The sequence below is a fragment of the Streptomyces sp. NPDC048483 genome (assembly GCF_040651455.1).
Lineage (GTDB): Bacteria > Actinomycetota > Actinomycetes > Streptomycetales > Streptomycetaceae > Streptomyces.
In genome coordinates this window covers 1-26,961 of sequence record NZ_JBEZJZ010000111.1, presented here as the reverse complement: position 1 = coordinate 26,961, position 26,961 = coordinate 1, and the positions used below count along the sequence as shown (strand labels likewise).

Below are 26,961 nucleotides of genomic sequence, written 5' to 3'. Positions count from 1 at the left end.
GTCAACGTCCTGTGGGCCCTGTTGCGCGACGGACGGTGCTACGAACCCATACCTCCTGTCACGAACGCCGCTTGACAAAAAGATTAGGAATCGTAAGCGGTCAGTGAGCGGCTGACGGTCTGGCCGGTCTGGAAGTTGTGCCAGATAGCGGGGGCGAGAGCCGGGACGCGCTGGGCGACGCGCACAGCGACGCCTTCGCGGGTGCGTGCGCCGTGTTGTTCGAGGTCGAGCCGGCCCTTGAGGGTGTCGTTGACCGACTCGATCAGCTGTCGGACCTTCTTGAGCAGCGGTTCGCCGGGCCGGGTGACTTCGCGTTTCGTCGGCGGACGCAGCAGCGTGATGCCGTGTTCGGACGGTGACCGCTCGAACGGCCTGGACGCGAAGCCCTTGTCCGTGATCAGCAGCTGTCCGGTCCGTTGCCGCACGAGGGGCGCGTCGATCTCCAGCATCGCCGCCAGGACCTCACGTTCATCGGTCTTCGGGCTTGCCAGTGCCCACAGAATCGGCACGCCTGACGGGGTGCACACCGGGAACAGGCGTAGCCCCCAGAAGAACCGTGAGCGGGACGCGCAGTAGCCGCAGGCTGCTCAGCCCGCCACCTCGGACCGCTTGACCGTAGGCCGTGACGTGCCGCAGGGCACCGGCGTGGAGTCGCAGATCCACACGGTGTCGTTCCAGCGGTCGGTGTCCTTGGCCGGGGTGCGGATGAGGCGCTTGACCTGCGGCAACGCTGCCCGAAGACGCTGGTTGTAGCCGGCGTCCTGCGGGATGTAGGGGAACATGCCGCGATAGTGCTTCCGCACGTGCCGCGGCCGGCGTGCTTCGCTGTGGGAGCCGAGCAGGGCCTGCATGACTGCCAGGCACAGCAATTCGGGTTGGCTCAGTTTGGGCGGCCTGTCCGGGAGCCGGGCGATCCCGGCCCAGTCGTCGTCGATCTTCACGTGCAGCGCGGTCCGAGGGTGCTCAAGTCCGTCGTCACAAACGGATCTTGAACACCCTCGTCTCATGCCCGCAGGCCTTCGGAAAGACTCGTCCAGGGGACGCGAGCGCCCCCTTCGGGGCCACAACGCGGCGGGCCCGGGGCGGTATTCCCGGGGCTCGCCAGGATCCCCGGGGCTCACCGGGGCTCCCGGGCCTCACCACGCCCCCTGGGGGGCACCACAACCCCTGGGCCTCACCAGGATCCCGGGGCCCACCAGCCGACCGGCCCGGGGCGAAGGCCCCACGCGGTCGGCGAGCAGCCGCCTACGAGGCCCCCGCCGGTGCCGCTTCCTGTTCGGCCTCCACCTGCTGGTTCCAGTCGCGCTTGGATTCCTGCCAGCCGTCCTCGTCGTGGCCGGTGCGCCAGTAGCCGGAGATGGACAGGGCCTCGCGGGGGATGTCGTGCTCGATGCGCAGCAGGCGGCGGAGTTCCTTGACGAAGCCCGCCTCGCCGTGGACGAAGGCCTGGACCTGGCCCGGAGGGAACTCCAACTGCCGTACAGCAGCGACCAGTTCACGGCCGACGGGGGTGGCGCCGCGGTACAGCCAGGTGATCTCGGCGCCGGCCGGGGCGTTCAGATCCTGGCGCTCCTCGGGGCCCGCCACCTCGATGAAGGCGTGCACCGGCGCGCCCGCGGGCATCCGCGCGAGCGAGGCCGCGATGGCGGGCAGGGCGCTCTCGTCGCCCGCGAGCAGATGCCAGTCGGCGTCGGCGGCCGGGGCGTAGGCGCCGCCGGGGCCGAGGAAGAGGATCTCGTCGCCCGGCTTCGCCGCGGCGGCCCACGGACCGGCCAGCCCCTCGTCGCCGTGCACCACGAAGTCGACGGTCAGCTCGCCGGCCTCGGCGTCCCAGGAACGCACGGTGTACGTACGGGTCCTGGGCCACTGGTCGCGGGGGAGGTCGGCGCGGATCCGGGCCATGTCGAACGGCTCGGGGTAGGCGATGCCGGGCAGCGGAAAGACCAGCTTGACGTAGTGGTCGGTGTATTCGCCCGCCGCGAAGGGTGCCAGGCCGTCGCCGCCCAGCACCACCCGGACCATGTGCGGGGTCAGCTGTTCGGTGCGCACCACCTGGCCGCGGTGCAGTGTGGGCTGTTTACGGGCCGGACGCTCTGCTGCCACGACATTCCCCTGATGTGATCGCCGAATGGATGGACCTGAGGTGAACGGACCTGGCAGGGAGGCGCCTGGGATGGAGGGGCCTCCCGGACGCGACCCCTTGGTCAAGGAGGTCGCCTATTAGGTATGCCTAACCTAACAGGTCATCGGGGGAGGGTGGCGAGCAATCGCTGCAAAGACCCGCCCAGGCCCCACTGCGCGGCGAGCGCCTCCAGGCGCTCCGGGTCGGCCGGTTCGGTGGGCAGGGCGTGGTCGATGGCAGGGACCGGCGCGTCGGTGGCGACCCGTACGACGGTGGGGGCGACCTCGACGTACGGGCGGGCGTCGGTCAGGCGCTTGCGCTGGGTGGGGGTGAGCTTCGAGGCCGGGTCGGCGGCGGCGGCCATGATGCCCGCCAGGTTGCCGTAGGCGTCCAGCAGCTTGGCGGCGGTCTTCTCGCCGATGCCCGGCACGCCCGGCAGGCCGTCGCTGGGGTCGCCGCGCAGCAGTGCCAGATCGGCGTAGCCGGAGCCGTCGACGCCGTACTTCTCGCGCAGCAGCGCGCCGTCGGTCATCTGGAGGGTGCCGACGCCCTTGAGGGGATACAGGATGCGGATGCCGCGTGCGTCGTCGACGAGCTGGAAGAGGTCGCGGTCGCCGGTGACGATGTCGACCGGGCCCTTCGCCTGCGCGGTCAGGGTGCCGATGATGTCGTCCGCCTCGTAGCCCGCGGCGCCGATCCGGGCGATGCCGAGCGCGTCCAGGACGTCCTCGATGACCGGGACCTGCGGCGAGAGGGTGTCGGGGATCTCTTCCTCGTCGGGCTCCGCGGATCCGGCCGGTGCCTCCTCGGCGACCCGGTGCGCCTTGTATGAGGGGATCAGGTCCACCCGCCACTGGGGACGCCAGTCGAAGTCCATACAGGCGACCAGGTCGTCGGGGTGGTGGTCCTGGACCAGCCGGGCGATGAAGTCCAGCAGCCCGCGCACCGCATTGACGGGGGTGCCGTCCGGGGATTTGACCGATTCCGGTACCCCGAAGTAGGCGCGGAAGTAGAGGGAGGCGGTGTCGAGGAGCATCAGGCGTCGAGTCACACCCCGCATGATGCCGTATGCCCCATACGTCACACGGCTGTGATCTGGGACACCGTTCTGTTTGAGCCAGATAAAGGCGGGCAGGCGCGCACCCGGAGCGAACCCGGTAGTGCATTCCACTATTCCAGCCGGTGACGGCGGGCCGAACCCGCGCCGCTCCACGACCTGCCGGCGGGGGTGGCAGGTCGTTCTCGTGCGACAAGAGAGGTATATGTGTCCAGGCTGCAAGCCGAGCACCTGTACAAGGTGTTCGGCAGACGACCCGAGGACGCGGTCGGGAAGCTCGAAGGCGGCGCAAGCCGTGAGGATCTGCGGACCGAAGGCACCACCGCCGCCGTGATCGATGCGTCGATCGAGGTGGACGAGGGCCAGATATTCGTCGTCATGGGTCTGTCCGGATCCGGCAAGTCCACGCTGCTGCGCATGCTCAACGGACTGCTGGAGCCGACCGCCGGGACCGTCCGGATCGACGGCCAGGACCTGACCTCGCTCAGCGACAAGGACCTGCGCAAGGTCCGCTCCGAGAAGATCTCCATGGTCTTCCAGCACTTCGCGCTCTTCCCGCACCGCAGTGTGCTGGAGAACGCCGCCTACGGGCTCGAGGTGCAGGGCATACCGCGCGCCGAGCGCAACAAGCGGGCCACCGAGGCGCTCGAGCTCACCGGGCTCAAGGGCTGGGAGAAGTCCTGGCCCGACGAGCTCTCCGGCGGTATGCAGCAGCGCGTGGGCCTGGCCCGGGCGCTGGCCACCAACGCCGATCTGCTGCTGATGGACGAGTCCTTCAGCGCGCTCGACCCGCTGATCCGCCGCGATATGCAGGACCAGCTGCTGGAACTGCAGAAGACGCTGAAGAAGACCATCGTCTTCATCACCCACGATCTGAACGAGGCCATGCGGCTCGGTGACAAGATCGCTGTGATGCGTGACGGGCGGATCGTGCAGATCGGCAGCGCCGAGGACATCCTCGTCCGCCCGGCCACCGACTATGTCGCCTCCTTCATCCAGGACGTCGACCGCACCCGTGTGCTGACCGCCGGCGCGGTCATGGACGAGGTCGGTACGGTCCTGGGCACCACCACGCCGGACGGCAAGGAGCTGAGCACCGCCGCGGAGTTCCGCGCCGCCGCGCCCGCCGTCGTCGGTATCGACACCCCGCTCGCCGAGCTGTTCACCCCCTGCTCGGCCAGCACCGTCCCGGTCGCCGTCACCGATGAGCAGGGCACGCTCGTCGGCGCCGTACCGGTCGCCAGGCTGCTCGCCGTCCTCGGCGAGCCCGCAGCGCAGGACCAGGCGCCCGATGTCCCCGTCCAGGCCACGGCCGCGAAGGGCAAGGTGATCGCCGGTGCCTAGGATCCCGGTAGGAAGTTGGGTCAGCGACGCGGTCGACTGGCTGCGCGACAACCTCAGCGCGCTCTTCGACCTCGTCACGCACGTACTGAACGTGCTGTACGGCGCGATCCACACCGTTCTCGCCGCGCCCGCGCCGCTCATCCTCGTCGGCATCCTCGCGGTGATCGCCTGGTGGCTGCGCGGACTGCCGGCCGCCCTGTTCACCTTCCTCGGCTTCGCGCTGATCATCTCCATCGAGCAATGGGACAACACCGTCTCCTCGCTTGCGCTGGTGCTGGTGGCCTGCCTCATCACGATCGCGGTCGCCATCCCGCTGGGCATCCTGGCCGCCCGCAGCCGCACCGTCGGCGGCCTGCTGCGCCCGGTCCTCGACCTGATGCAGACGATGCCCGCGATGGTCTACCTGATCCCCGGCATCCTCTTCTTCGGCCTCGGTGTGGTCCCCGGCATCGTGTCGACCATCGTCTTCTCCATGCCGCCCGCGGTCCGCATGACCGAGCTGGGCATCCGGCAGGTCGACGAGGAACTGGTCGAGGCGGCCGAGGCGTTCGGTACGCACCCGCGGCGCACCCTCTTCCGCGTCCAGCTGCCGCTCGCGCTGCCCACGATCATGGCCGGTATCAACCAGGTCATCATGCTGGCGCTGTCCATGGTCGTCATCGCCGGCATGGTCGGCGGCGGCGGTCTGGGCGGAGCCGTCTACAACGGCATCAGCTCCGTCGATGTGGCGCTGGGCTCCGAGGCCGGCCTCGCGGTCGTCATCCTCGCCATGTACCTGGACCGGATGACCGGCGCGCTCAACCAGCGGGTCTCCCCGCTCGGCCGGCGCGCGCTGGCCAAGGCCCAGGCCGCACTCGGCGGATGGAAGTTCCTCCAGTGGAAGCCCGCCACCTCCCTCGCGATGGCCGGCGTGATCGTGCTGGCGCTGCTCGCCGGCGGGCTGAGCTTCCTGGGCAAGGACAGCGACGGCACGGGCCGTCCGGTCAGCCTCGGCTACGTCAACTGGGACGAGGGCAAGGCCACCACGTACCTGTGGAAGGAAATCCTCGAGCAGCGCGGCTACAAGCCCAAGGTCCAGGCCCTGGAGGCCGGTCCGCTGTTCGCCGGGCAGGCCCGCGGTGACATCGACGTCCAGACCAACGCCTGGCTGCCGACCACCCACGCCGCGTACTGGAAGAAGTACCAGGACAAGCTCGAGGACCTGGGCACCTGGTACGACAAGACGTCCCTGGAGATCGCGGTCCCGTCGTACATGAAGGGCATCAAGTCCCTCGACGACCTCAAGGGCAAGGGCGGCGAGTTCGGCGGCAAGGTCACCGGTATCGAGCCCGGCGCCGGCGAGATGAAGATCCTCAAGGACAAGGTCCTCAAGGACTACGGCCTGGGCGGCGAGTACAAGGTGCAGGAGTCCAGCACCTCCGCGATGCTCACCGAGCTGGACCGTGCCCTCCACGCCAAGAAGCCGATCGCGGTCACGCTGTGGTCCCCGCACTGGGCGTACAACAAGTACGACCTCACCAAGCTGAAGGACCCCAAGGGCTCGTTCGGCTCCGGTGACGGCCTGCACATGCTGGGCCGCAAGGGCTTCGCCAAGGACGAGCCGCAGGTCGCCGCGTGGATGAAGAAGTTCCACCTGGACGAGAAGCAGCTCACCAGTCTGGAGGGCGACGTCAAGACCGCCGGCGTCGGCCATGAGCAGGAGGGCGTGCGCACCTGGCTCAAGAAGCACCCGGGCCTGGTCAACAAGCTCGCCCCGTCCGCCCACGCCACGTACGCCAAGGGCAAGGACGCCGGCAAGGCGCCGAACATCGGCTACCCCGCGTGGGACGAGGGCATCGCCACCACGTACCTGTGGAAGAGCATCCTCGAGAAGCGCGGCTACCAGCCGAACATCCGCAACCTCGAGGTCGGCCCGATGTGGACCGGCCTGTCGACGGGGCAGATCGACGTCGAGACCGACGGCTGGCTGCCGGTCGCGCAGAAGCAGTACTGGGACAAGTACAAGAAGGACGTCGTCGACGCCGGCGCCTGGTACGACAAGACGTCGCTGGAGATCGCGGTGCCGTCCTACGTCAAGGGCGTCAAGACCCTCGACGATCTGCGCGAGCACAAGGACGAGTTCAAGGGCAAGATCATCGGTATCGAGCCGGGCACCGGCGAGATGAAGCGCCTGCACGATGTCGTCCAGCCCGCCTACGGGCTGAAGGACTTCCAGGTCACCGAGGCCGGCACCAGCGCCATGCTCACCGAGCTGGAGAGGGTCTACGCCAAGAAGGAGCCCATCGCGGTCGTCCTGTGGTCCCCGCACTGGGCGTACAGCAAGTACGACCTCACCAAGCTCAAGGATCCCAAGGGCACCTGGGGCGCCAACAACCAGATCAAGAGCATCGGCAACAAGAGCTTCCCCAAGAAGTTCCCGGAGTTCGCCGGCTGGCTCAAGAACTGGAAGATGACACCCGACCAGCTCGGCAGCCTGGAGCAGGACATCCAGGACGCCGGCAAGGGCCACGAGAACGAGGGTGTGGAGAAGTGGATCGCTGACCACCCCGGCATCGTCGACAAGATGGCGCCGGTGAAGTAACCGCGCACCACTCCCGCCACAAAGAGCCCCGCCCCCGGCAGCAGCCGGACGGCGGGGCTCTGCGTTCGTCCCGGGCCGCCCTGATGGAGTACCGGCTCCACCTACCGGCCGCGCCCGCCTAGCGACGCCGCCCGCGCGATGATTCGCTCCCCGTGTGCCGGTCGTTCCGCGCGGCCGCAGGAGCCGCGGCCGGCGCAGGAGGAGGCGACCGTGAACCGTGCCCGTATGGCCGCCGTCGCCGTGACCGGTGCCGCCGTCCTGGGACTTGCCGCGCCCTCCCCCACTCTCGGCTCCTCCCCCAAGCTCTCGGCTCCGCTCGAGCAGGGGGGACCCCCACGAGCGGGGGGACCCCTACCATCGGCGCTGGTCGAGCCGGACCCGATGGCGGCGGGGCAGCGGGTGAGCGTCAGCGACGGCCGGCGGTGCGCGGCGGACGGGGGCGCCACCGCGGCCTCGACGCTGTTCGGATCGGTGGTGCTCGAGCCGGCCGCGCGCGGGATGGCCGCCGATACGACGGTCGTCCGGGGTGCGACGCCCGGTCGCTACGCGGTCACCATCGACTGCGGGTCCGGCGGCCGGCGGTTCACCGAGACCGTGACCGTACGCGACGGCCGCGCCGAAGGGGTGAACGCGAGCCAGGCGGCCGGCGGGCTGGCTCTGCTGGTGCTGGCGGCCGGTGCGGCGTATCTGCTGCGCCGCAACGCCAACTCCAGTGGTGGCTGAGGGAGTTCCGGTGCGGCGTACGGTGGGGGGATGACCCGAGGCCCTGTCCGGCGTGTGGTGTCCCTGGTGCCGTCCCTCACCGAGGCGGTGGCGGCCGGCGCGCCCGAGCTGCTGGTGGGGGCCACCGACTGGTGCAGCCACCCCGCCGGGCTCGAGGTCACCCGCATAGGCGGCACCAAGAACCCGGACACCGCGCGGATCGCCGCCCTGGCGCCCGATCTCGTCCTCGCCAACGAGGAGGAGAACCGCCCGCAGGACCTCGGCGCGCTGCGGGCCGCCGGGCTGACCGTCCAGGTCACCGAGATCCGTACGCTCGACCAGGCGCTGCGTGAGCTGGAACGGGTGCTGGTGCGCGGCTGCGGCCTGCCCCGGCCCGGCTGGCTGGACGCCGCGGAGGCCGCCTGGCGCGACCTGCCCGCCGCGCCGTCGGGGCCCGCCGCGGTGGTGCCGATCTGGCGGCGGCCGTGGATGGTGCTGGGGCGCGACACCTTCGCCGGTGATCTGCTCGCCCGGCTCGGCGTACGCAACCTCTACGCCGACCACGCCGACCGCTACCCGCGCATTCCCCTCTCCGAGCTCAACGCCCGCGCCGCCGACCTCGTCGTACTGCCCGACGAGCCGTACCGCTTCACCGCCGAGGACGGGCCCGAGGCCTTCCCCCAGCTGCCCGCCGCGCTGGTCAGCGGGCGCCATCTCACCTGGTACGGGCCCTCGTTGGCGGCGGCACCGGGTGTGCTGGCGGCGGCACTGGCCGCGGCACGGTGATCACCCTGTGGTGGACGGCGGCGTCGGCGGTGCCGGCAGCTGACCGCGCGCCAGGCCCAGCCCGGTCCGCGTCCCGGCCACCGCCACCGCCGTCACCAGGACGGCGAACAGCGCCACCGCGAGCCAGCCGAACGCGGCGAGCCCGGTGTGCCGGGCCAGGGCCGCGGCGCCGGTGACACAGGTGCCGACCGGGAAGGTGAAGCCCCACCAGGTCATCGCGAAGCCCATCCCGTTGCGGAACGCCCGCACCACCATCGCCGTGGCGATCGCCAGCCACAGCAGCGCAAAGCCCATCACGGGAACGCCGTAGAGCAGCGCGAAGGCGCTCATCGCGTGCGCGGCGGGGGCGCCGACGGCCGCGGGGGCCGCGTCGGCGAGGTTGTTCACGGCGGTGGTGGACTGGCCGAGCGGGCCGAGGACGAGGAACAGCGTGGGGGTCAGGGCCGGCGGGAGCGGGCCGTGGTGGAAGAGCCGGGCCAGCACGAGCGGCAGCACCAGCAGCGTCGCGAGCAGCGACATCCCGAACATCGCGTAACAGGCCAGCAGCATGGCCACCCGCTCCTGCCCGGCCGGCAGATGCGCCACCAGGGCCGGGCCGGTCGCCGCCGAGACCATCGGCGCGACCAGCGGCAGGATCCAGACCGGGGTGGCGCTGCCGGGCTCGATGCGGTGCCTGGTGACCATCAGATACGGGATCGCGGCGGCGGCCGTCACGCCGACGAGGGTGCCCAGGATCCACAGCACCGTGTCGGCGGCGAGCGCGGTCTGCGCGCCCAGCACGTCCCGGCCGACCGCGAGCGTGCCCGCGCCGACCGCGAGCAGCGCCATCGACAGGCAGCCGTAGAACGGCGCGACCGCCGGATCCAGCAGCTGCCGCCGGGCCTGGTCACCGTGCCGGACCCAGTGCACGGTCCGGGCGGCCAGCAGCGTCACCAGCATCAGCGCCGACAGCGCCCATACGAGGACGTAGGCGCCGCGCAGCTCGGGCGCGTCCAGCGGCAGGACGGCACCGGCGTTGGCGACGATCGCGGTGCCCATCACGGCGGCGTACCAGTTCGGCCCGAGATGACGGACGGACGGGCCGGCCCCGCGGGTGCCGTGGACGGCGCCGGGGGCCCGGGAAGGTGCTTGCGCGAGAAGTGTCATGACTCGAGGGTCCTGCCCCGGCACCGTCCCCACCAGGGACCTTGTCTCTATGAGGGCATAAGCTGGGTTTATGTGCAGTGCAGAGGCCGGACCCGCCGCCGTACCGCTCGCGCACCGGGTCCCCGACCTGGGCGCGCTGGAGCTGCTGCTCGCCGTCGCCCGGCTCGGCAGCCTGGGGCGGGCCGCGCGGGCGACGGGCATCACCCAGCCCGCGGCCAGCAGCCGGATCCGCTCGATGGAGCGGCAGCTGGGCGTGGCGCTGGTGGAACGCTCCCCGCGCGGCTCCCGGCTCACCGATGCGGGGGTGCTGGTCACGGACTGGGCGCGGCGGGTGGTGGAGGCGGCCGAGGCGTTCGACGCGGGCGCACAGGCGCTGCGCGGGCGCCGCGACTCCCGGCTCCGGGTCGCCGCCAGCATGACGATCGCCGAATATCTGCTGCCCGGCTGGCTGATCGCGCTGCGCGCCGCGCGCCCCGGAACCGCCGTATCGCTGCTCGCGGGCAACTCCGCAGCCGTCGCCGAACGGCTGCTGGCGGGCGAGGCGGACCTCGGGTTCGTCGAGGGCCTGGACGTGCCGTCGGGCCTGGACGGCACGGTCATCGGCCACGACCGCCTGATCGTGGTCGCCGCGTCCTCCCACCCCTGGACCCGGCGCCGTACGGAGCTGGCCGCCGCCGAACTGGCCGCCACCCCGCTGATCCTGCGCGAACGCGGCTCCGGCACCCGCCAGGTGCTGGACGCGGCGCTCGCCCGGCACGGCGGCCTGGCGGAACCGCTGCTCGAACTCGCCTCCACCACCGCGGTCAAGGCCGCCGTGCTCAGCGAGGCGGCGCCCTCCGTCGTCAGCGAACTCGCCGTCCGGGAGGAGCTGACGGCCCGCCGGCTGGTGGAGATCCCGGTGCGCGATCTGCGGCTGGGCCGTGATCTGCGGGCCGTATGGCCGTCCGGTCAGCGGCCGGCGGGGCCGGCGCGCGAGCTGCTGGGCCTGACTCAGGGGGCCTGAGACCCGAGGGGCCGGGACGGCACCGCCGGCGTACGGGGCGCGAGCCGCCCGAAGAGCGCCGAGAGCACGATCGCCGTGAGGGCGGCGGCCGGTACCCCGCTGCCGAACAGGGCGCGGGCCCAGTCGGGCAGCGGCGCGTACCACTGCGGGGCCAGGACGGGGAGCAGGCCCGCCAGCAGGGTGAGCGCGACGATGGTGGAGGCGGCACGGTCGGCCGGACCGGTGCGGCGGAGCATGCCGATGCCCATGGCCGCGATCACCGAGTAGATCACCAGCGCCGCGCCGCCGACCACCGGGGCGGGCAACGCCGCCAGCAGCCGGGTGACGGGCGCGAGCAGCCCGCCGAGGACGAGCAGCGCACCGGCCGCGGCGGTCACGAACCGGCTGCGGACGCCGGTGAGCTGGACGATGCCGATGTTCTCCGCGCTGGTGACCATCACACAGCCGCCGAGCAGTCCGGCGCCCAGCGAGGTCACCGCGTCCGCGCGGGCGGTGCGCGGGACATCGCGCGCCGGATCCGGTCTGCGGCCCACCGCCTCGCTGTTGAGCACCGTCTGGCCGGTCGCCTCGGCGAGCGAGGCGAGGGCGAGGACCATCAGGGGGAGCGCGGCGAGCAGATCGAAATGCGGGACGCCGTACGGGAGGAGCCGCGGCAGCGACAGCACCGCGTCACCGGGGACACTGCGGAACGCGGAACCGGTGAGCGCGGCCGTGACCGTCCCGGCCGCCATGCCGATCAGCACCGACAGCTGCCGCCACACGCCGCGCAGCAGCAGGAAGCACAGGGTGGTCGCGGCGATCGTGACCAGCGCCGGCCGCCGTCCCGCGACCGCCATCGGCGCCGCGACATGGATCATGTTGACGCCGATGACCAGCACCGTCGCGCCCATCACCAGCGGCGGGAAGAACCGTACGAGGCGCCCGTACAGCGGCAGTACGGCCAGCAGCGCCGCGGCCGCGAGCAGCACGGACCCCGAGGCGGTGGCCGCGCCGTGGGCACGGGCGATCTCCAGGAAGACGGCCACCGCCGCGCCGCCCGGCAGCATCATGAACGGCAGCCGGGCACCGGTCCGCAGCACCCCGAAGGACTGGAGCAGCGCGCCGGCCCCGCACAGCACCAGGGTGGCGCCGAGCAGGGACGCGGTGCGGTGGGGCGGCAGCTGCAGACCGGCCGCTATCAGAAAGACCGAGGAGACGGGGGCCGCGATCATCGCGAGGACGTGCTGCGCGGCGAGCGGCAGCAGACGCAGCAGCGGAAGCCGTTCGTCCACCGGGGGCGCGGCGGGCGCCGGGGGCGCGGTCATCGCGGCTCCACGAACTCTCGCAGCACCGTGTCCTCCGGATCGGTCTCCTGCATCGGCCCGCCCCGGTGCGTGTGCCACATCGGGAACAGCAGGCGAGGCGCCTGGCGGCGCCGTCAGCGTAGACGCCAGGGCCGGGTAGTTGCAGCGCCGTGAACGTATCGATAAGGCGCGCACCGAGTGGTGACCCGGTGACCCGGCGGGCGTCCCGGTCACCGTGCGCAGATGCGGGACCTGGCGCACTCTGGTAACAGCGGTTCCGGAGGTGATCGTCATGGTGAAGATGCAGACCGCTGTCGGATGGCATGTCGAGCTGGAATTCGAGGAAGATCATCACCGCACACGCGCGGCCGCGCTGGTGCGTCTCCCGGACGGGAGCGAGGTGCGGTCCCACGGCTATGCCAGCCGCCATCCCGCCGACTCGGACCAGCCGAGGGTCGGCGAGGAGGTCGCGGGGGCCCGCGCGCTCAACGAGCTGGCGATGCAGTTGCTGACCAAGGCCCACGACGAGATCGACGCGGCGTCCGGACGGGCGTCGTATCCGCTGACGCACTGACGCAGGGGCCCGCGCATCCGCCCTCGCGGGCCCCGCCCGGACGGCGGGTTGGGGGCAAGGCGGTGCTCAATGTCGGCCCGGTGGTGGTCGGTTGAGTCGTGTGTCGCTCCTCCGGGGTGCACTGACCATGTTGATCGCCCTCCCCGAGTTTCGCTAGTGTGTGCGAATCGTCGGCGTATCCCAAGACGCTCGACACCGCATACAAGGGGGAACAACCACATATGAGGCTCAAGTTCATCGCGCCTGCCCTCGCCTCGGCGGCCCTGATCGGCACCGCAATGACCGGCGGGGTCGCCACGGCAAGCACGCCCGGGACGACGCACACCGGCACCGTGGCCACGTCCGCGGCTGCCCAGTGCCCCGTCATCGAGGCGAAGGAAAGCGTGAAGATCCGCAAGTCGAAGAGTGTGAGCAGCACCGCGCTCGGCCTGCTCCCCAAGCACGAGTACGGCTGCTCCACCGGCGGGTCGGGTTCCGGGGGACACTACAACCTCTGCGGGAAGAAGGACGCTTTCTACCCGGAGGTCAAGTACAAGGGCATCCGTGGCTGGGTGCCCGCTACCTGCACGCACAACTACAGCTGAATCCGCTCACACCCCCGAGGACGCCCCCCGCGCCGCCGCCACCAGCGCCTCCATGACGCGCGGGTCGTCCCCGGCCTCCGGGTGCCACTGCACGGCCAGGGCGAAGCCGTACGCGACGGGCAGCTCGAGGGCCTCGATGGTGCCGTCCTCCGCGTACGCCGAGGCGACCAGGCCGCGGCCGAGCCGGTCCACCGCCTGGTGGTGGTACGTCGGTACGGAGACCGGCTCGGGAAGTGCCGTGCCCAGCCGGGTGCCGGGGACCGGCTTGATCTCGTGGTGGTCGAAGACGCCGGGGGCGCCGGCGTGCGCGTCGAGATGCTGGATGAGCGTGCCGCCCAGCGCCACGTTCAGCAGCTGAAGTCCCCGGCAGATGCCCAGCAGCGGCGTGCCGGCCGCCAACGCGGCCTCGATCAGGGCCAGTTCCCAGGCGTCCCGGTCCAGGGCGGGCGGGCCGGTCCTGGGGTGCGGTTCCGCTCCGTACCGCGCCGGCTGGACATCCGCGCCGCCGGCGATCACCAGCCCGTCCAGCCGTGCGACGGTCGCCGCGGCGGCGGCCGGGTCGCCGGGCGGCAGCAGCGCCGGCAGACCGCCCGAGCGCTGCACCAGCTTCGGGTACCCGGCGGGCACCAGGGCGGCGGGCAGCGTCCAGACCCCCCACCGGGCTTCCTCCTGGTAGGTGCTGATGCCGATGAGGGGCTGGGACATCGGGTGATCCTCCATAGACGGTGACGAGTGCGGTTCAGTCGCGGGCGAGTTCGGCCTCGGCGGCCGCCAGCGCGGCGAACTCCTCCTCGGGGGCCGCGGCCACCAGGCGGTGCCGGGAGTAGAAGGCGAAGTAGGCCAGCGCCACGACGTACACGCCGAGCGCGATGAAGGCGGCGTCCTTGTCGACGAGGAACGTCGCGGCCAGCGCCGCCAGGGCCAGAACGAAGGCGACGGTCGAGGTCACGATGCCGCCGGGAGTGCGGTACGGGCGGTGCAGGCCGGGCTCGCGGCGGCGCAGCACGATGTGCGAGAGGGCCATCAGGGCGTAGGAGATGGTGGCGCCGAAGACCGCGACATTCAGCATCCGGGCGCCGTCCCCGGTGGCCGCGGCGAGCGCGAAGCCCAGTGCGCCGGGGACCAGCAGGCCGAGGTAGGGGGCCTTGCGGCGGCTGGTCAGGGAGAGGAAGCGGGGCAGGTAGCCGGCCCGGGAGAGGGCGAAGAGCTGCCGGGAGCCGGCGAAGATCAGCGAGAAGAAGGACGCCACCAGGCCCGCGAGGCCCGCGTAGTTGACGATCCGGCCGACCGTGGTCGGCTTGCCGTCCGGCTGCAGGGCCTGGACGAGCGGGTCGCCCACCGACTGGAGGGCGGCGCTGCCGCGCGCCCCGGTGGCGGCGACAAAGGTGATCAGCGCGAGCAGCAGCAGAATGCCCATCGCGGCGGCCATCGCCTTCGGCAGCGAGCGCACCGGGTCCTTGGTCTCCTCGGCGGCCAGCGGTACGCCCTCGACGCCCAGGAAGAACCACATGCCGAACGGGAACGCCGCCCAGATCCCCAGAATGCCGAACGGCAGCCAGGAGCTGGCGCCGAAGGCACCGGCCTGGACGGGGATGTCGTTGAGCGTGTCCACATGGAAGTCGGTGAGCGCGGCCAGCGCGAACACGACGAGCGCGGCGACGGCCACGGCGGTGACGATCAGGCTGAAGCGCAGCGCTTCGCCCACGCCCCACAGGTGGATCCCGATGAAGATCACAAAGCAGGCGAGGTAGACCGGCCAGCTGGAGTGCAGGCCGAAGAGGCCGAGGGATTCGACGTAGTCACCGATGAAGATGGAGATCGCGGCGGGGGCCAGGACGTATTCGATCAGGATCGCGGTGCCGGTCAGGAAGCCGCCCCAGGTGCCCAGGGCGCGCCGGGCGAAGCCGTAGCCGCCGCCCGCGGTCGGCAGGACCGAGGCCAGCTCCGCCAGCGCGAAGACCAGACAGGTGTACATCAGGCCCATCAGGATGGAGGCGATGGCCAGGCCGCCGAAGCCGCCCTGTGCCAGGCCGTTGTTCCAGCCGGAGAAGTCGCCGGAGACGACATAGGCGACGCCCAGTCCGGTCAGCAGCAGCGGTCCCGCGCTGCCGCGGCGCAAGGTCCGCCGTTCCAGATAGGCGTCCCCGGGCGATGTGGCGTCCGGGGCCGTAGAGGGCGGTGCGGTCTGGGATTCGGTGCTGTCGGCCATGAGCCGCTCCTGCCTCGCCGAGGGGGGAATCGAGCAAAGGTTCTGCCGCGTACCTTTGCGCTCCTCGTCGCCCCGGCGCAAGACCTCTACGTAAAAGACTGGTTAACGGCGGCTTGCCGGGCCGGCCGGCGGGGTACGCCTCACGGCTGCGCCGACGGGGCGGTGAGGAAGCCGCGCAGCAGGGCGGCGGTCCCGCAGCAGTGCTCGCGCATGACCTCGCGCGCGCCGTCCGCATCGCCCTCCAGGACGGCCTCCACCAGGGCGGCGTGCTGGGTCTGGGAGTGCTCCAGGTTGCGTACCAGGAGCGGGATGCAGTCCAGGAGATCGTTCACGCTCGCCCGTACGGCCGCGTACTGGGCCGCCAGCGACGGCGAGCCGGACAGCTCGGCGAGGGTGAGATGGAGCAGCGTGTCATGGCGGCGGTAGTCCGGCAGCGGGGCGTCCTGGGTCGCCGCCAGGGCCGTGCGCAGCCGGTCGGCCTCCTTGTCGGTCAGCCCGTGGGCCGCGCACAGCCCGGCGGCGCCGACCTCCAGCACCTCCCGGAACCGCAGGGTGTCCTCGACGTCGATCTTCCCGATCCGGCGGCGCAGCTCCGCCTCGCCCGGATTCTCGCTGCGGCCGCGGACGAAGGTGCCGCCGTAGCGGCCGCGCCGGCTCTCCACCAGTCCCTCGTCCTGCAGGACCTTCAGCACCTCGCGCAGGGTGACCCGGCTGATCTGCAGCCGCTCCGCCAACTCCCGCTCCGCGGGCAGCCGTTCACCCTGCGGTACCAGTCCCAGCCGGACGATCTGGAGTATCTGCTCCAGCGCCTCCTCGAAACCGTTGCCCGCCCGTACCGGTCGCAGCACGGGTGCCAGCCGGTCGGCCGCACCGTCCATCGAAACCCCTTCCCAATCAATGGTTCGTGTGCCTACCTTATGACTTCCGGATGCAGTGACAGGAGGCAACACCGTGGCAGACCGCACGCCCCCACTCTCCGTCGAGGAGCTCAGAGTCCTCGTCGATGCCGGGGAGATCGACACTGTCGTCCTCGCCTTCACGGACATGCAGGGCAGGCTCCAGGGCAAGCGGTTCGCCGCACGCTATTTCCTCGACACCGTTCTCGACCACGGTACGGAGGGCTGCAACTACCTCCTCGCCGTCGATGTCGACCTCAACACCGTCGACGGCTACAAGATGTCCTCGTGGGAACGCGGCTACGGCGACTTCGCCATGCACGGCGACACCGCCACCCTGCGCCGCACCCCCTGGAACCCCGGCACGGCCCTGATCACCGCCGACCTCGCCTGGCACGACCGCTCCCCGGTCGTCGCCTCGCCCCGGCAGATCCTGCGCCGCCAGCTCGACCGGCTCGCCGAGCGCGGCTGGACCGCCTACGCCGGCACCGAGCTGGAGTTCATGCTCTTCAAGGACACCTACGAGGATGCCTGGTCGCGCGGCTACCGCGACATGAACCCCGCCAACCAGTGGAACGCCGACTACTCCGTCCTCGCCACCGGCCGCATCGAGCCCGTCCTGCGCCGCATCCGCAACGAAATGGGCGCGGCAGGGATGACCGTCGAGTCCGCCAAGGGCGAGTGCAACCTCGGCCAGCACGAGATCGTCTTCGTCTACGACGACGCCCTCACCACCTGCGACCAGCACGCCATCTACAAGACCGGCGCCAAGGAGATCGCGGCTCAGGAGGGCATGGCGCTCACCTTCATGGCGAAGTACGACGAGCGCGAGGGCAACTCCTGCCATATCCACCTCTCGCTCCGCGACGAGGACGGCCGGCCCGTCATGGCCGACGACGACGGCCTGTACGGCATGTCGAAGACCATGCGGCACTTCCTCGCCGGCCAGATCGCCGCGATGCGCGACTTCACGCTCTTCTACGCGCCCAACATCAACTCCTACAAGCGCTTCCGCCCCGGCTCCTTCGCGCCCACCGCCGTCGCCTGGGGCCCGGACAACCGCACCTGCGCGCTGCGGGTCGTCGGCCACGGCCGCGCGCACCGCCTGGAGAACCGCCTGCCCGGCGGCGATGTGAACCCCTACCTCGCGGTCGCGGCCATGGTTGCGGCCGGCCTGTACGGCATAGAACACGAGCTGGAACTCCCCGAGGCGACCACCGGCAACGCCTACGCCGGCGACGCGGCCCACGTCCCCACCACCCTGCGCGAGGCCGCCGAGCTGTGGGAGAACAGCCCGATCGCCCGCGCCGCCTTCGGTGACGAGGTCGTCGAGCACTACCGCCACATGGCCCGCGTCGAGCAGGACGCCTACGACGCCGCCGTCACGGACTGGGAGCGCTACCGCTCCTTCGAGCGCATGTAAGGAACCCGACCGTGTCCAATGGTCTGCACGAGCTGAACATCCTCAACCCGGCCACCGAGGAAGTGGTGGCCACCGTCCCCACCACCTCGCCCGCCGAGGTCGACGCCGCCGTCCGCCGGGCGGCCGTGGCCCAGGAGGCCTGGGCCGCCGTGGCCCCGGGCGACCGCGCCCGCATCCTGCGCCGCTTCGCCGACGTCGTCGACGCCCACATCCCGCAGCTCGCGGAACTGGAGCTCCAGGAAGCGGGCCACCCCCTGGGCAACGCCGAGTGGGAAGCGGGCAATGTCCGCGATCTGCTGCACTACGCCGCAGGCGGAGTGGAGCGCCTGACCGGCACCCAGATCCCGGTCGCGGGCGGCCTGAACATCACCGTCCAGGAGCCGCTCGGCGTCGTCGCCGTCATCGCTCCCTGGAACTTCCCGATGCCGATCGCCGCCTGGGGCACCGCCCCCGCGCTCGCGGCCGGCAACGCCGTCCTCCTCAAGCCCGCCGAGACCACCCCGCTCACCGCGCTCCGGCTCGGCCGGCTGGCCCTGGAGGCCGGGCTGCCCGAGGGCCTCTTCCAGGTCCTGCCCGGCGAGGGCCCGGTCACCGGCACCGCGCTGGTCGACCACCCCGGCGTCGCCAAGGTCGTCTTCACCGGCTCCACCGCCACCGGCCGCCAGATCGCCGCCCGCTGCGCCGAGCAGACCAAACGGCTCACCCTGGAGCTCGGCGGCAAGAGCCCCAACATCATCTTCGCCGACGCCGACCTCGAGGCCGCCGCGGCCGCCACCCCCGGCTCCTTCCTCGACAACACCGGCCAGGACTGCTGCGCCCGCAGCCGCATCCTCGTCCAGCGCTCGGTCTACGACCGCTACATGGAGCTGCTGGAGCCCGCCGTCCAGGCCTTCACCGTCGGCGATCCGGCCGACCCCGCCACCCAGATGGGTCCGCTGATCTCCGCCGCCCAGCGCGAGCGGGTACGGTCCTTCGTCCCCGAGGACGCCCCGGCGGCCATCCGCGGCGAGGCCCCGGCCGGCAAGGGCTTCTGGTACCCGGCCACCGTCCTGGAGGGCCGCCCCGAGGACCGCAGCGCCGTCGAGGAGATCTTCGGCCCGGTCGCGGTGGTGATGCCGTTCGACGACGAGGCCGACGCGGTACGGCTCGCCAACGCCACCGACTACGGCCTCTCCGGCTCCCTGTGGACCCGCGACGTCGGCCGCGCCCTCCGCGTCTCGCGCGCCGTCGCGGCGGGCAATCTGTCCGTCAACTCCCACAGCAGCGTGCGCTATTGGACCCCGTTCGGCGGGTTCAAGCAGTCCGGACTCGGCCGCGAGCTGGGCCCGGATGCCCTCACAGCCTTCACCGAGACCAAGAACATCTTCATCAGCACAGAGGAGTCCAAGTGAGCGACGACCAGACCGCAGTGTGCCGCCGCCTCGTCGGCCGTACCGCAGTGATCACCGGAGCCGGCAGCGGCATCGGCCTGGCCACCGCCCGCCGACTGGCCTCCGAAGGCGCCCACATCGTCTGCGCCGACATCGACGAGACGGCCGGCAAGGCCGCCGCCGAAGAGGCCGGCGGCACCTTCGTCCAGGTCGACGTCACCGACTCCGAGCAGGTCGAGGCGCTCTACAGGACCGCCTTCGACACCTACGGTTCGGTCGACATCGCCTTCAACAACGCCGGTATCTCACCGCCCGACGACGACTCCATCCTCACCACCGGCCTCGACGCCTGGAAGCGCGTCCAGGAGGTCAACCTCACCTCGGTCTACCTCTGCTGCAAGCACGCACTGCCCTACATGCAGCGCCAGGGCAAGGGCTCCATCATCAACACCGCCTCCTTCGTGGCCGTGATGGGCGCCGCCACCTCCCAGATCAGCTACACCGCCTCCAAGGGCGGCGTGCTGTCCATGTCCCGCGAACTGGGCGTGCAGTTCGCCCGCGAGGGCATCCGGGTCAACGCCCTGTGCCCCGGGCCGGTCAACACCCCGCTGCTCAAGGAGCTGTTCGCCAAGGACCCCGAGCGCGCCGCGCGCCGCCTGGTGCACGTCCCGGTCGGCCGGTTCGCCGAGCCCGAGGAGATCGCCTCCGCCGTCGCCTTCCTCGCCAGCGACGACTCCTCCTTCGTCAACGCCGCCGAATTCCTGGTCGACGGCGGTATCGCGGGGGCGTACGTCACCCCCGTGTAACCGCTCGCTGTTCACCTCCGGATCACCGCATGTCAGCCGGGCGTCATGGAACGCCCGGCTGCCATGCGTTACCGTCCGCCTTCGAGTCCTCGTTCGACAGGAGTGCGTTCCATGCTCAACAAGCGTCGCTGGCTGGCAGCGGGTGCCGCCCTCGCGGTGGCGGGAGGCGGCGTCGTGATCGCCCAGACGGCCACCGCCGGCCCGGCTCCACGCAACTGCCCCACCCTGCATGTCTCCAAGGGCTGGTACGGCGAGAACCGTGCCAAGCTGCAGAAGATGATCGATGAGCGCGGCAGCTGCTCGGGATCCGACGGTGCCAGGCCCGTCGCGACCTTCGACTGGGACAACACCGTCGTCAAGAACGACATCTCCGACGCCACGCTGGCCTGGATGCTCAAGCACGACAAGGTGCTCCAGCCCACCAGCTGGAAGGCCACCAACAAGTGGCTGACCGACGACGCCCACCGCGCGCTCACCAAGGCCTGCGGCACGTCCGTGCGCCCCGGCCGCCCGCTGCCGACGTCGACCGACACCGACTGCACCGACGAGATCCTCGACGTCTACCAGGACGAGAAGACCTCCGGCGGCAAGACCGCGTTCGCGGGGGAGTGGAACCACCGCCGCACGGTGCCCTCGTACGTCTGGATCACCCAGCTCTTCGGCGGCCGCACCCCGGACCGGCTGACCGCGCTCGCCCGCCAGGCGCGTACGGAGAACCTCGCCGCGCCGATCGGCACGGAGCAGAAGGTCGGCACCCACACCATGGAGGGATACGTCCGCTACTACGACCAGCAGCGCGACCTCATCCATACGCTGAAGAAGGCCGGCTTCGACGTCTACATCGTCTCCGCGTCCGCGGAACCGGTCGTACGGGCCTGGGCGCCCGGCGTGGGCATCGACCGCGACCACGTCATCGGCATCCGCAACACCGTCCGCCACGGCCGCCTCACCAACGGCGTACAGGGCTGCGGCGACGTCAAGGACACCCACGGCGAGGTCCTGACGTACATGGACGGCAAGCGCTGCTGGATCAACCAGGAGATCTACGGCGTCAAGGGCGCCAAGGCCTGGAAGCAGCAGGACCGGGCGCACCGCCCCGCCCTCGCCGCGGGCGACGCCGAGACCGACGTCACCTTCGTCCGCGACGCCACCGGCGCGCACCTGGTCCTCAACCGCAACAAGACCGAATTCATGTGCCGCGCCTACGACAACAGCGACGGCCGCTGGCTGATCAACCCGATGTTCATCGAGCCGAAGAAGCGCCAGGCCGAGCCGTACCCCTGCGCGACCGAGGGCTACGTCCACCCGGACGGCGAGCTCGGGCCGATCCACCGCCCCGACGGCTCCGTGATCCCCGACCAGCAGGACCGCATCCACGGCTGACGGAAAGGGGCCGCGCCTTCACAGGAAGGTGCGGCCCTCGCCCCGGTACGTCGGGACCGTCTCCACCACCCGGTCCCCCTCGATCAGCTGCAGTTCGGCGAACCGCTCGCACAGCTCACCGGCCTTGGCATGCCGGAACCACACCTTGTCGCCGACCGCCAGCCCGTCCGCGGCTGCGCCCAGCAGCGGCGTCTGCACCTCGCCGGGCCCCTCCTGCGGGTCGTAGCGCAGCCCCGCCGGCAGATACGGCTCCGGCAGCCGGTCCGGGCCCGCCGCCCCCGACGCCGGATATCCGCCGCCCAGCACCGTCACCACGCCGGGTCCGGGCCGGCGCACCACCGGCTGCGCGAACAGCGCCGCCGGACGCCCGCTGAACGAACGGAAGTTGTCGAACAGCCGCGGCACATACAGCCCCGACCCGGCCGCGATCTCCGTGACCGCCGCCTCCGCCGCCGTGTGCTGCACACTGCCGGTCCCGCCGCCGTTGACGAACTCCAGCCGCGGCGCCACCGCCCGCACCGCCCGTACGGCCTCCCAGCGCCGCCGCGCCAGCTCCTTGCGTGCCGCCGCCTGCATCACCCGGATGGCCCGCGAGAACACCGGCTTCCCGGCGACCTCGTCGCCCACCCCCGCCACATGGCCCTCGTACGCCATCAGGCCCACCAGCCGGAACCCGGGCCGGCGGGCCACCACCCGTGCCAGCGCGCCCAGTTGGGCGGGCGACCGCAGCGGCGACCGCCGCGCGCCGACCCGTACCCTGCCGCCCATCACCCGGTAGGAGGTGTCCAGCTCCAGGCACACCCGAACCTCCTCACCGGAGCCGTCGGTCGGCCGGGCCGCGTCGATCAGGTCCAGCTGCACCGGGTCATCGACCATCACCGTCACCGCGGCCGCCAGCTTCGGATCGGCGGTCAGCTCGGCGAATCCCGCCCGGTCCGCCGACGGATACGCCAGCAGGATGTCCCCGAACCCCGAACGGGCCAGCCACAGCGACTCGTCCAGCGTGAAACTCATGATCCCCGCGAAGCCGTCCCGCGCCAGCACCCGCTCCAACAGCGCCCGGCAGCGCACCGACTTGCTCGCCACCCGGATCGGCTTGCCCTGCGAGCGGCGCACCAGATCGGCGGCATTGGCGTCGAAGGCCTGCAGATCGACGACGGCGAGCGGGGCGTCGAGGTGGGCGGTGGCCCGGTTGAGGGGGGTCTCCCCTGCTCGAACCGGGTGGAGAGCTTGGGGAACGTCTTTGTCGCCATACGCGTCGGCGGGGTGGTGGGACATGGCCGCAGCCTGCCAGACGCGGCTACCACTGGGTAGGGGAGAGATCGCGACAGAGTGGACACAGGTTGCCGCAGTCGCGGCCGCAGCCCGTACAGTGTCGGCACGCAGCGACCAGCAGGTCAGCGGCGCGATGTCCGGATACGAGCTACCCTGCCCCGATTGCAGATCGGGACCGGGACGCGAAGCGCAAGGGGGAGCGCGGGTGAGCACCGACGCCAACTGCGCGGACACACGGCGGACTCCACCGATACCCCCGCAGCCCCCGCACCGGCCCGCGGCGCCCGCCATGCCCCCCGTACCGGACGAGGACCCGCAGACCACCGTTCTGCGCCCGGTCCCAGCCGACCCCACCGTCCCGCCGCCGGCCGCCCCGCCCCGCCCGCCGGCCCAGCCGCCCGCCGGCCCCATGCCCCCGCGGGCCGCGCCCCCCACGGCCCCGCCCCGCCCCGCGGACCGGCCGCAGGCCCCGCCCCGCCCCCGTACGCCCCCGCCCGCGGGCGGCCCCCAGGTGCCGCCCGGCCCGGTCCGCGGCCCCGTCGCGCCGCCCCCGCCCGTACCCCCGGCCGCCCCGCCGCAGCCCAGGCGCCCGGTGTCCTTTCGTGACACCGCCGCCTTCCACCTGGCCAACAGCCAGGAACTCTGGAACGCCGCGCGCAGCCGCACCCATGACACCCCACCACCCGCCCCCGATCGCGCCTCCGCAACTCCCTTGCCGCCCCAGGGAGTCGGTGCATACGGGGCGGCCCCCGCCGCACCCCCGGTGCGACCGCGCCGCTCCCGCCGGCGCCGCCTGGCCATCGCCGCCTCCCTCGTCCTCGGCATCGGCCTCATCGGCGGTGCGGCGGCGGGCAGTTGGCTCACCGAGGGGACCGACGCGCCTCCCACCCCCGAGGCCTCCTTCTCCAAGGGCCGCAACGCCTGGCGCAACACCCCCGTCGACACCCTCTTCCCGCGCACCGTCAACGGCCTCGGCGTCGGCCCCGGCGGCTCCGACCGCCGCTGGACCCGGATCGCCGTGGCCCCCGACAGCACCTGCGCCAAGGGCCTCGACCCGGCGCTGGCCAAGGCGCTCGCCCCGGTGGGCTGCACCCGCCTGCTGCGCGCCACCTACGTCGACGCCACCCGCTCCCGCGTCATCACCGTGGGCGCCCTCACCAGCAAGGCCGACGCCAAGGGCATGCTGGCCCTCAACTCCCGCTTCAGCACCAGGAATCTGGCCACCCGCACCACGATGATGCCGCTGCCGTACGCCGCCAAGGGCACCCCGGCCGCGGACTTCGGCCCCGCCCAGCGGGCCAGCTGGACCGTCCGGATCCTCACCGACATCCCGGTCGTCGTCTACGCCGTCTCCGGCTTCGCCGACGGCCGCGCCGTCACCGACCCGCAGCCCGCCGAGGCCGCGGTCCGGCCCGGCACCACCACCGCGCCCGCCGAGTCCGGCCTCGGCCACGACGCGAAGGACCTCGCGGACCGCATCGAGGCCATCTACCGCAAGGCGGCCGGGATTTCCACGCAGCACCCGGAGGATCCGTGAGCCGCAAGACCCTGCTGCGGGGCACCGCCGTCGCGCTCGCCGCCGCCGCGCTGGCCGTGCTGCCCTCCGTACCCGCGCAGGCCGACACCGTCCGCGCCCAGGAGTGGGCCCTGCAGGCGATGCGCGCCCAGCAGGCCTGGCGTACGACCAAGGGCGCGGGCGTCACCGTCGCCGTCCTGGACACCGGCGTGGACGCGACCCAGCCCGACCTCAAGGGCCAGGTGCTGCCGGAGGAGGACCTGGTCGGTTTCGGCGCCGGGCCGGGCGACCGCACCTGGGCCGACCACGGCACCGGCATGGCCAGCGTCATCGCAGGTCACGGCCATGGTGCCGACCGCCAGGACGGCGTCCTCGGCATCGCCCCCGAAGCCCGGATCCTCCCCGTCCGCGTGATCCTCGAGGACCGCGACCCGCAGCGTGAGCGGGCCCGCACCGAGAAGGCCGGCGCCCTCGCCGACGGCATCCGCTGGGCCGCCGACCACGGCGCCGACGTGATCAATATGTCGCTCGGCGACGACAGCGAGACCGCGCACCCCGAGCCGCGCGAGGACGCCGCCATCCAGTACGCCCTCGGCAAGGGCATCCCCGTCGTCGCCTCCGCGGGCAACGGCGGCGAAGAGGGCGACCATGTCTCCTACCCGGCCGCCTATCCGGGCGTCATCGCGGTCACTGCCATCGACCAGCAGCGCAACCGCACCTCGTTCTCCACGCGGCACTGGTACGCGACGGTCTGCGCGCCCGGCGACCAGATCATCATGTCCAACCCGGACCGCAGCTACTACAACGGCCAGGGCACCAGCCCCGCCGCCGCCCTGGTCTCCGGAGCCGTCGCCCTGATCCGCGCCGAACACCCCCGCCTGAGCCCCGCCCAGATCAAACAACTCCTCACCGCCACCGCCCAGGACACCCCCGAGGGCGGCCGCAACGACGCCTTCGGCGCCGGTCTCGTGGACGCGGCGGCCGCCCTCGACCAGGCCGCCACCCTCAAGCCGACCCCGCAAAGGCCCACCCCCACCGCCTACGCCAAGCACTACTTCGGTCCCGGCCCGACGGCCCACTCAGCGCCCGACGAACCCACCGCCTGGCTCCCCTGGACCGCAGCCGGCCTCGGCCTGGCACTCCTGACGGCCGGCGTGGTCGTCTGGAGCGTCCGCCCCCGCTGACCGGCGCCGGGCGCCGCACCGGAAGACGGGGGGCGAAACCGAGCAAGTAGGCTCGACCGGTGCAGAAAAACATCCCCGACCCCGGCTTCGCCGACGACGACGGCTCGGCCGACCCGGCCCTGGCGGAAGCCCTGTCGGCCTACGCACGGGACCGCTCCACAGAGCCCCGTCTGCTGTCGGCCCTGGCCGCCGCACGCGTCCTGGTACCGGTGGTGGCCGTGCTCGGCGAGGTGGAAACCGGAGCGGACGGCCTCCGCCGCGACAAGACGAGCGACATGGCCGTCCCCACCCTCCAGGCTCCCGACGGGCGCCGCGCCCTCCCCGCCTTCACGTCCATGGACACCCTGCACCGCTGGCGCGCCGACGCCCGCCCCGTGGCGGTCCCGATGCGCCAGGCCCTGCTCGCCGCCGCACACGAAAAGGCCGACACCGTCGTCGTCGACCTCGCAGGTCCCGTGACGTACCAGCTCACCGGCGCCGCCCTGCGGGCCCTCGCCGAGGGCCGCGACACCGCCGACCCGCTGGCCGACCCGGCCGTCACCGAGGCCCTGCGCACCCTGCTGGCCGCCGAGCCGGCCGTCCTCGTCGCCCGTCTCGCACCCTCCGACGAGACCGACGCGACCCTCGCCCTGGGCCTCGCCCCGGACGCCCCCACCGCCGAGGTCGCCCAGCGCCTCGCGCAGTCACTGGCCACCGACGAGGTGCTGCGCGCCCGCCTGGTCCGCGGCCTTGACCTGGCCCTTCTTCCCCCCGGCGCGGAACGCACCAAGGACCCCCTCTACCGCCGCTGACCCCACGCCGGCGCTCCCTCGCCAACGGGCGCATTCGTCTCCTCGGCCCCACCATGGGATGAGCTCAAGATCCACGTGAGGAGGGCTCATGGAGATCACGGAGTCCACACAGACCCGCACCGTCGTTGCCGAATTCCTCGGCACGCTGCTCCTGGTGTTCTTCGCCGTCGGCGCGGCCGTGCTGGCGGGCGAATACATCGGCACCTTCGGCATCGCGCTGGCCTTCGGCTTCACCATGCTCGCCCTGGCCTACGCGCTCGGCCCGATCTCGGGCTGCCACATCAACCCCGCCGTGACGCTCGGCATGCTGCTGGCGCGCCGCATCGTCCTGCGTACGGCCCTCGAGTATTGGATCGCCCAGGTCCTCGGCGCCATCGTCGGCGCCGCCCTGCTCTTCCTGGTCGCCAAGCAGGTGCCGGGCCTGCAGACCCACGACGCGTTCGGCACCAACGGCTGGGGCGACCGCTCGGCGGTGCGCCTCAACCTGGGCGGCGCCTTCATCGCCGAGATCGTGATGACGTTCCTGTTCGTCTTCGTCGTGCTCACCGTCACCCACCGGGTGGCCGTGCTCGGGTTCGGCGGTCTGGCGATCGGTCTGGCGCTGGGCACCGTCCACCTCATCGGCATCCCGCTGGACGGCACCTCCGTCAACCCCGCCCGCAGCATCGGCCCGGCCCTGTTCGCGGGCGGCGGCGCCATCGCCCAGCTGTGGCTGTTCATCGTCGCCCCGCTGGTCGGCGGCGCACTGGCGGCCGTGGTGCACCAGATCACCCACCCGCCCCACGAACCGCGGCTGATCGCGGACGAGGCGGCAGCCGACGCGGCCAAGCCCGACGAACGGGTCTGACCGCGCCGCGTCACCACCGCCCGGCACCGGCGCACGGCACTCCCCACAGCCGACGAGCCCCGGCCGCAGCGGCCGGGGC

General features: G+C 72.1%; 25 protein-coding genes. 15 read left to right on the top strand and 10 right to left on the bottom strand.

Going from position 1 to position 26,961, the window contains the following annotated elements; translation table 11 throughout:
* Positions 1–83: 83 nt before the first annotated feature.
* From AB0D04_RS35460 to AB0D04_RS35445, 4 genes are all read right to left on the bottom strand, one after another.
* On the bottom strand, positions 84–509 hold the full coding sequence (locus AB0D04_RS35460) for a hypothetical protein (RefSeq protein ID WP_362711512.1): 426 nt from the start codon (positions 507–509) through the stop codon (positions 84–86).
* A 78-nt stretch (positions 510–587) separates the two neighbouring features.
* Positions 588–941, bottom strand: coding sequence for a hypothetical protein (locus AB0D04_RS35455; protein ID WP_362711511.1), 354 nt, complete (start codon positions 939–941; stop codon positions 588–590).
* Positions 942–1,245: 304 nt separating this feature from the next.
* Positions 1,246–2,103 (bottom strand): siderophore-interacting protein, encoded by an 858-nt coding sequence (locus AB0D04_RS35450; protein WP_362711510.1) that lies wholly within the window; start codon positions 2,101–2,103, stop codon positions 1,246–1,248.
* A gap of 140 nt (positions 2,104–2,243) precedes the next feature.
* Positions 2,244–3,158, bottom strand: coding sequence for a 5'-3' exonuclease (locus AB0D04_RS35445; RefSeq protein ID WP_362711513.1), 915 nt, complete (start codon positions 3,156–3,158; stop codon positions 2,244–2,246).
* A 228-nt stretch (positions 3,159–3,386) separates the two neighbouring features.
* On the opposite strand from AB0D04_RS35445, the gene AB0D04_RS35440 reads away from it, so the two are divergent.
* The 4 genes from AB0D04_RS35440 (at position 3,387) to AB0D04_RS35425 (ending at position 8,592) form a co-directional block, all read left to right on the top strand.
* The gene (locus tag AB0D04_RS35440) at positions 3,387–4,523 is read left to right on the top strand and encodes a glycine betaine/L-proline ABC transporter ATP-binding protein (RefSeq protein ID WP_362711509.1); all 1,137 of its coding nucleotides are present in this window, start codon (positions 3,387–3,389) and stop codon (positions 4,521–4,523) included.
* Positions 4,516–7,104, top strand: a complete 2,589-nt coding sequence (locus tag AB0D04_RS35435; protein WP_362711508.1) for an ABC transporter permease/substrate binding protein — start codon at positions 4,516–4,518, stop codon at positions 7,102–7,104. Before AB0D04_RS35440 ends, AB0D04_RS35435 begins: the two co-directional genes overlap by 8 nt.
* 210 nt (positions 7,105–7,314) lie before the next feature.
* Entirely contained in the window at positions 7,315–7,827 is a 513-nt protein-coding gene (locus AB0D04_RS35430; protein WP_362711507.1) for a hypothetical protein, read from the top strand.
* 30 nt (positions 7,828–7,857) lie between these two features.
* The gene (locus AB0D04_RS35425; RefSeq protein ID WP_362711506.1) at positions 7,858–8,592 is read left to right on the top strand and encodes a helical backbone metal receptor; all 735 of its coding nucleotides are present in this window, start codon (positions 7,858–7,860) and stop codon (positions 8,590–8,592) included.
* Here the strand turns inward: AB0D04_RS35425 and AB0D04_RS35420 are convergent, their stop codons facing one another.
* Complete coding sequence (locus AB0D04_RS35420) at positions 8,593–9,738, bottom strand: TDT family transporter (RefSeq protein ID WP_362711505.1); 1,146 nt, start codon at positions 9,736–9,738, stop codon at positions 8,593–8,595.
* A 70-nt stretch (positions 9,739–9,808) separates the two neighbouring features.
* On the opposite strand from AB0D04_RS35420, the gene AB0D04_RS35415 reads away from it, so the two are divergent.
* Entirely contained in the window at positions 9,809–10,741 is a 933-nt protein-coding gene (locus AB0D04_RS35415; RefSeq protein ID WP_362711504.1) for a LysR family transcriptional regulator, read from the top strand.
* Here AB0D04_RS35415 and AB0D04_RS35410 read toward each other — a convergent pair.
* Positions 10,729–12,045, bottom strand: a complete 1,317-nt coding sequence (locus AB0D04_RS35410; RefSeq protein WP_362711503.1) for a solute carrier family 23 protein — start codon at positions 12,043–12,045, stop codon at positions 10,729–10,731. The two genes, AB0D04_RS35415 and AB0D04_RS35410, sit on opposite strands and share 13 nt — an antisense overlap.
* Positions 12,046–12,316: 271 nt before the next feature.
* On the opposite strand from AB0D04_RS35410, the gene AB0D04_RS35405 reads away from it, so the two are divergent.
* Both AB0D04_RS35405 and AB0D04_RS35400 read left to right on the top strand, forming a co-directional pair.
* On the top strand, positions 12,317–12,598 hold the full coding sequence (locus AB0D04_RS35405; protein ID WP_362711502.1) for a DUF1876 domain-containing protein: 282 nt from the start codon (positions 12,317–12,319) through the stop codon (positions 12,596–12,598).
* 221 nt (positions 12,599–12,819) lie between these two features.
* Positions 12,820–13,182 carry a hypothetical protein gene (locus tag AB0D04_RS35400; RefSeq protein WP_362711501.1) on the top strand — a complete coding sequence of 121 codons (363 nt, stop codon included), beginning with the start codon at positions 12,820–12,822 and terminating at the stop codon, positions 13,180–13,182.
* A gap of 6 nt (positions 13,183–13,188) precedes the next feature.
* On the opposite strand, the gene AB0D04_RS35395 is transcribed toward AB0D04_RS35400, so the two are convergent.
* The 3 genes from AB0D04_RS35395 to AB0D04_RS35385 form a co-directional block, all read right to left on the bottom strand.
* Positions 13,189–13,887 carry a gamma-glutamyl-gamma-aminobutyrate hydrolase family protein gene (locus tag AB0D04_RS35395; RefSeq protein ID WP_362711500.1) on the bottom strand — a complete coding sequence of 233 codons (699 nt, stop codon included), beginning with the start codon at positions 13,885–13,887 and terminating at the stop codon, positions 13,189–13,191.
* A gap of 34 nt (positions 13,888–13,921) precedes the next feature.
* Positions 13,922–15,391, bottom strand: a complete 1,470-nt coding sequence (gene eat / locus AB0D04_RS35390; protein WP_362711499.1) for an ethanolamine permease — start codon at positions 15,389–15,391, stop codon at positions 13,922–13,924.
* 140 nt (positions 15,392–15,531) lie between these two features.
* Positions 15,532–16,269: an FCD domain-containing protein gene (locus tag AB0D04_RS35385; protein WP_362711498.1), complete on the bottom strand. Its 738-nt coding sequence runs from the start codon at positions 16,267–16,269 to the stop codon at positions 15,532–15,534.
* Positions 16,270–16,342: 73 nt separating this feature from the next.
* Between AB0D04_RS35385 and AB0D04_RS35380 the strand changes: the two genes are divergently transcribed.
* The 4 genes from AB0D04_RS35380 (at position 16,343) to AB0D04_RS35365 (ending at position 21,269) form a co-directional block, all read left to right on the top strand.
* A complete protein-coding gene (locus tag AB0D04_RS35380; protein ID WP_362711497.1) occupies positions 16,343–17,710 on the top strand; it encodes a glutamine synthetase family protein in 1,368 nt (455 codons plus the stop codon).
* An 11-nt stretch (positions 17,711–17,721) separates the two neighbouring features.
* Entirely contained in the window at positions 17,722–19,101 is a 1,380-nt protein-coding gene (locus AB0D04_RS35375; protein WP_362711496.1) for an aldehyde dehydrogenase family protein, read from the top strand.
* Positions 19,098–19,886 carry a 3-oxoacyl-ACP reductase gene (locus AB0D04_RS35370; protein WP_362711495.1) on the top strand — a complete coding sequence of 263 codons (789 nt, stop codon included), beginning with the start codon at positions 19,098–19,100 and terminating at the stop codon, positions 19,884–19,886. The genes AB0D04_RS35375 and AB0D04_RS35370 overlap by 4 nt, the downstream gene beginning before the upstream one ends.
* Positions 19,887–19,997: 111 nt before the next feature.
* The gene (locus AB0D04_RS35365) at positions 19,998–21,269 is read left to right on the top strand and encodes a haloacid dehalogenase-like hydrolase (RefSeq protein WP_362711494.1); all 1,272 of its coding nucleotides are present in this window, start codon (positions 19,998–20,000) and stop codon (positions 21,267–21,269) included.
* 18 nt (positions 21,270–21,287) lie between these two features.
* On the opposite strand, the gene AB0D04_RS35360 is transcribed toward AB0D04_RS35365, so the two are convergent.
* Complete coding sequence (locus tag AB0D04_RS35360) at positions 21,288–22,547, bottom strand: amino acid deaminase/aldolase (RefSeq protein ID WP_362711493.1); 1,260 nt, start codon at positions 22,545–22,547, stop codon at positions 21,288–21,290.
* A gap of 202 nt (positions 22,548–22,749) precedes the next feature.
* Here AB0D04_RS35360 and AB0D04_RS35355 point away from each other — a divergent pair, with 202 nt between their 5' ends.
* The 4 genes from AB0D04_RS35355 to AB0D04_RS35340 all read left to right on the top strand — a co-directional run bounded on the left by AB0D04_RS35355 (position 22,750) and on the right by AB0D04_RS35340 (position 26,882).
* A complete protein-coding gene (locus AB0D04_RS35355) occupies positions 22,750–24,081 on the top strand; it encodes a hypothetical protein (RefSeq protein WP_362711492.1) in 1,332 nt (443 codons plus the stop codon).
* Positions 24,078–25,244: a type VII secretion-associated serine protease mycosin gene (gene mycP, locus AB0D04_RS35350; RefSeq protein ID WP_362711491.1), complete on the top strand. Its 1,167-nt coding sequence runs from the start codon at positions 24,078–24,080 to the stop codon at positions 25,242–25,244. The genes AB0D04_RS35355 and mycP overlap by 4 nt, the downstream gene beginning before the upstream one ends.
* A gap of 59 nt (positions 25,245–25,303) precedes the next feature.
* Positions 25,304–26,035 (top strand): SseB family protein, encoded by a 732-nt coding sequence (locus AB0D04_RS35345; protein WP_362711490.1) that lies wholly within the window; start codon positions 25,304–25,306, stop codon positions 26,033–26,035.
* An 88-nt stretch (positions 26,036–26,123) separates the two neighbouring features.
* Positions 26,124–26,882, top strand: coding sequence for an aquaporin (locus AB0D04_RS35340; protein WP_362711489.1), 759 nt, complete (start codon positions 26,124–26,126; stop codon positions 26,880–26,882).
* Positions 26,883–26,961 lie beyond the last annotated feature (79 nt).

Bases quoted from the DNA above. Each gene is read 5' to 3' on its own strand.
- AB0D04_RS35415 (WP_362711504.1), top strand. From the start codon at position 9,809: ATGTGCAGTGCAGAGGCCGGACCCGCCGCCGTACCGCTCGCGCACCGG.
- AB0D04_RS35400 (WP_362711501.1), top strand. From the start codon at position 12,820: ATGAGGCTCAAGTTCATCGCGCCTGCCCTCGCCTCGGCGGCCCTGATC.
- AB0D04_RS35395 (WP_362711500.1), bottom strand. From the start codon at position 13,887: ATGTCCCAGCCCCTCATCGGCATCAGCACCTACCAGGAGGAAGCCCGG.
- AB0D04_RS35405 (WP_362711502.1), top strand. From the start codon at position 12,317: ATGGTGAAGATGCAGACCGCTGTCGGATGGCATGTCGAGCTGGAATTC.
- AB0D04_RS35425 (WP_362711506.1), top strand. From the start codon at position 7,858: ATGACCCGAGGCCCTGTCCGGCGTGTGGTGTCCCTGGTGCCGTCCCTC.
- AB0D04_RS35385 (WP_362711498.1), bottom strand. From the start codon at position 16,269: ATGGACGGTGCGGCCGACCGGCTGGCACCCGTGCTGCGACCGGTACGG.
- AB0D04_RS35365 (WP_362711494.1), top strand. From the start codon at position 19,998: ATGCTCAACAAGCGTCGCTGGCTGGCAGCGGGTGCCGCCCTCGCGGTG.
- AB0D04_RS35420 (WP_362711505.1), bottom strand. From the start codon at position 9,738: ATGACACTTCTCGCGCAAGCACCTTCCCGGGCCCCCGGCGCCGTCCAC.
- AB0D04_RS35410 (WP_362711503.1), bottom strand. From the start codon at position 12,045: ATGACCGCGCCCCCGGCGCCCGCCGCGCCCCCGGTGGACGAACGGCTT.
- AB0D04_RS35360 (WP_362711493.1), bottom strand. From the start codon at position 22,547: ATGTCCCACCACCCCGCCGACGCGTATGGCGACAAAGACGTTCCCCAA.
- AB0D04_RS35340 (WP_362711489.1), top strand. From the start codon at position 26,124: ATGGAGATCACGGAGTCCACACAGACCCGCACCGTCGTTGCCGAATTC.
- eat (WP_362711499.1), bottom strand. From the start codon at position 15,391: ATGGCCGACAGCACCGAATCCCAGACCGCACCGCCCTCTACGGCCCCG.
- AB0D04_RS35445 (WP_362711513.1), bottom strand. From the start codon at position 3,158: ATGCTCCTCGACACCGCCTCCCTCTACTTCCGCGCCTACTTCGGGGTA.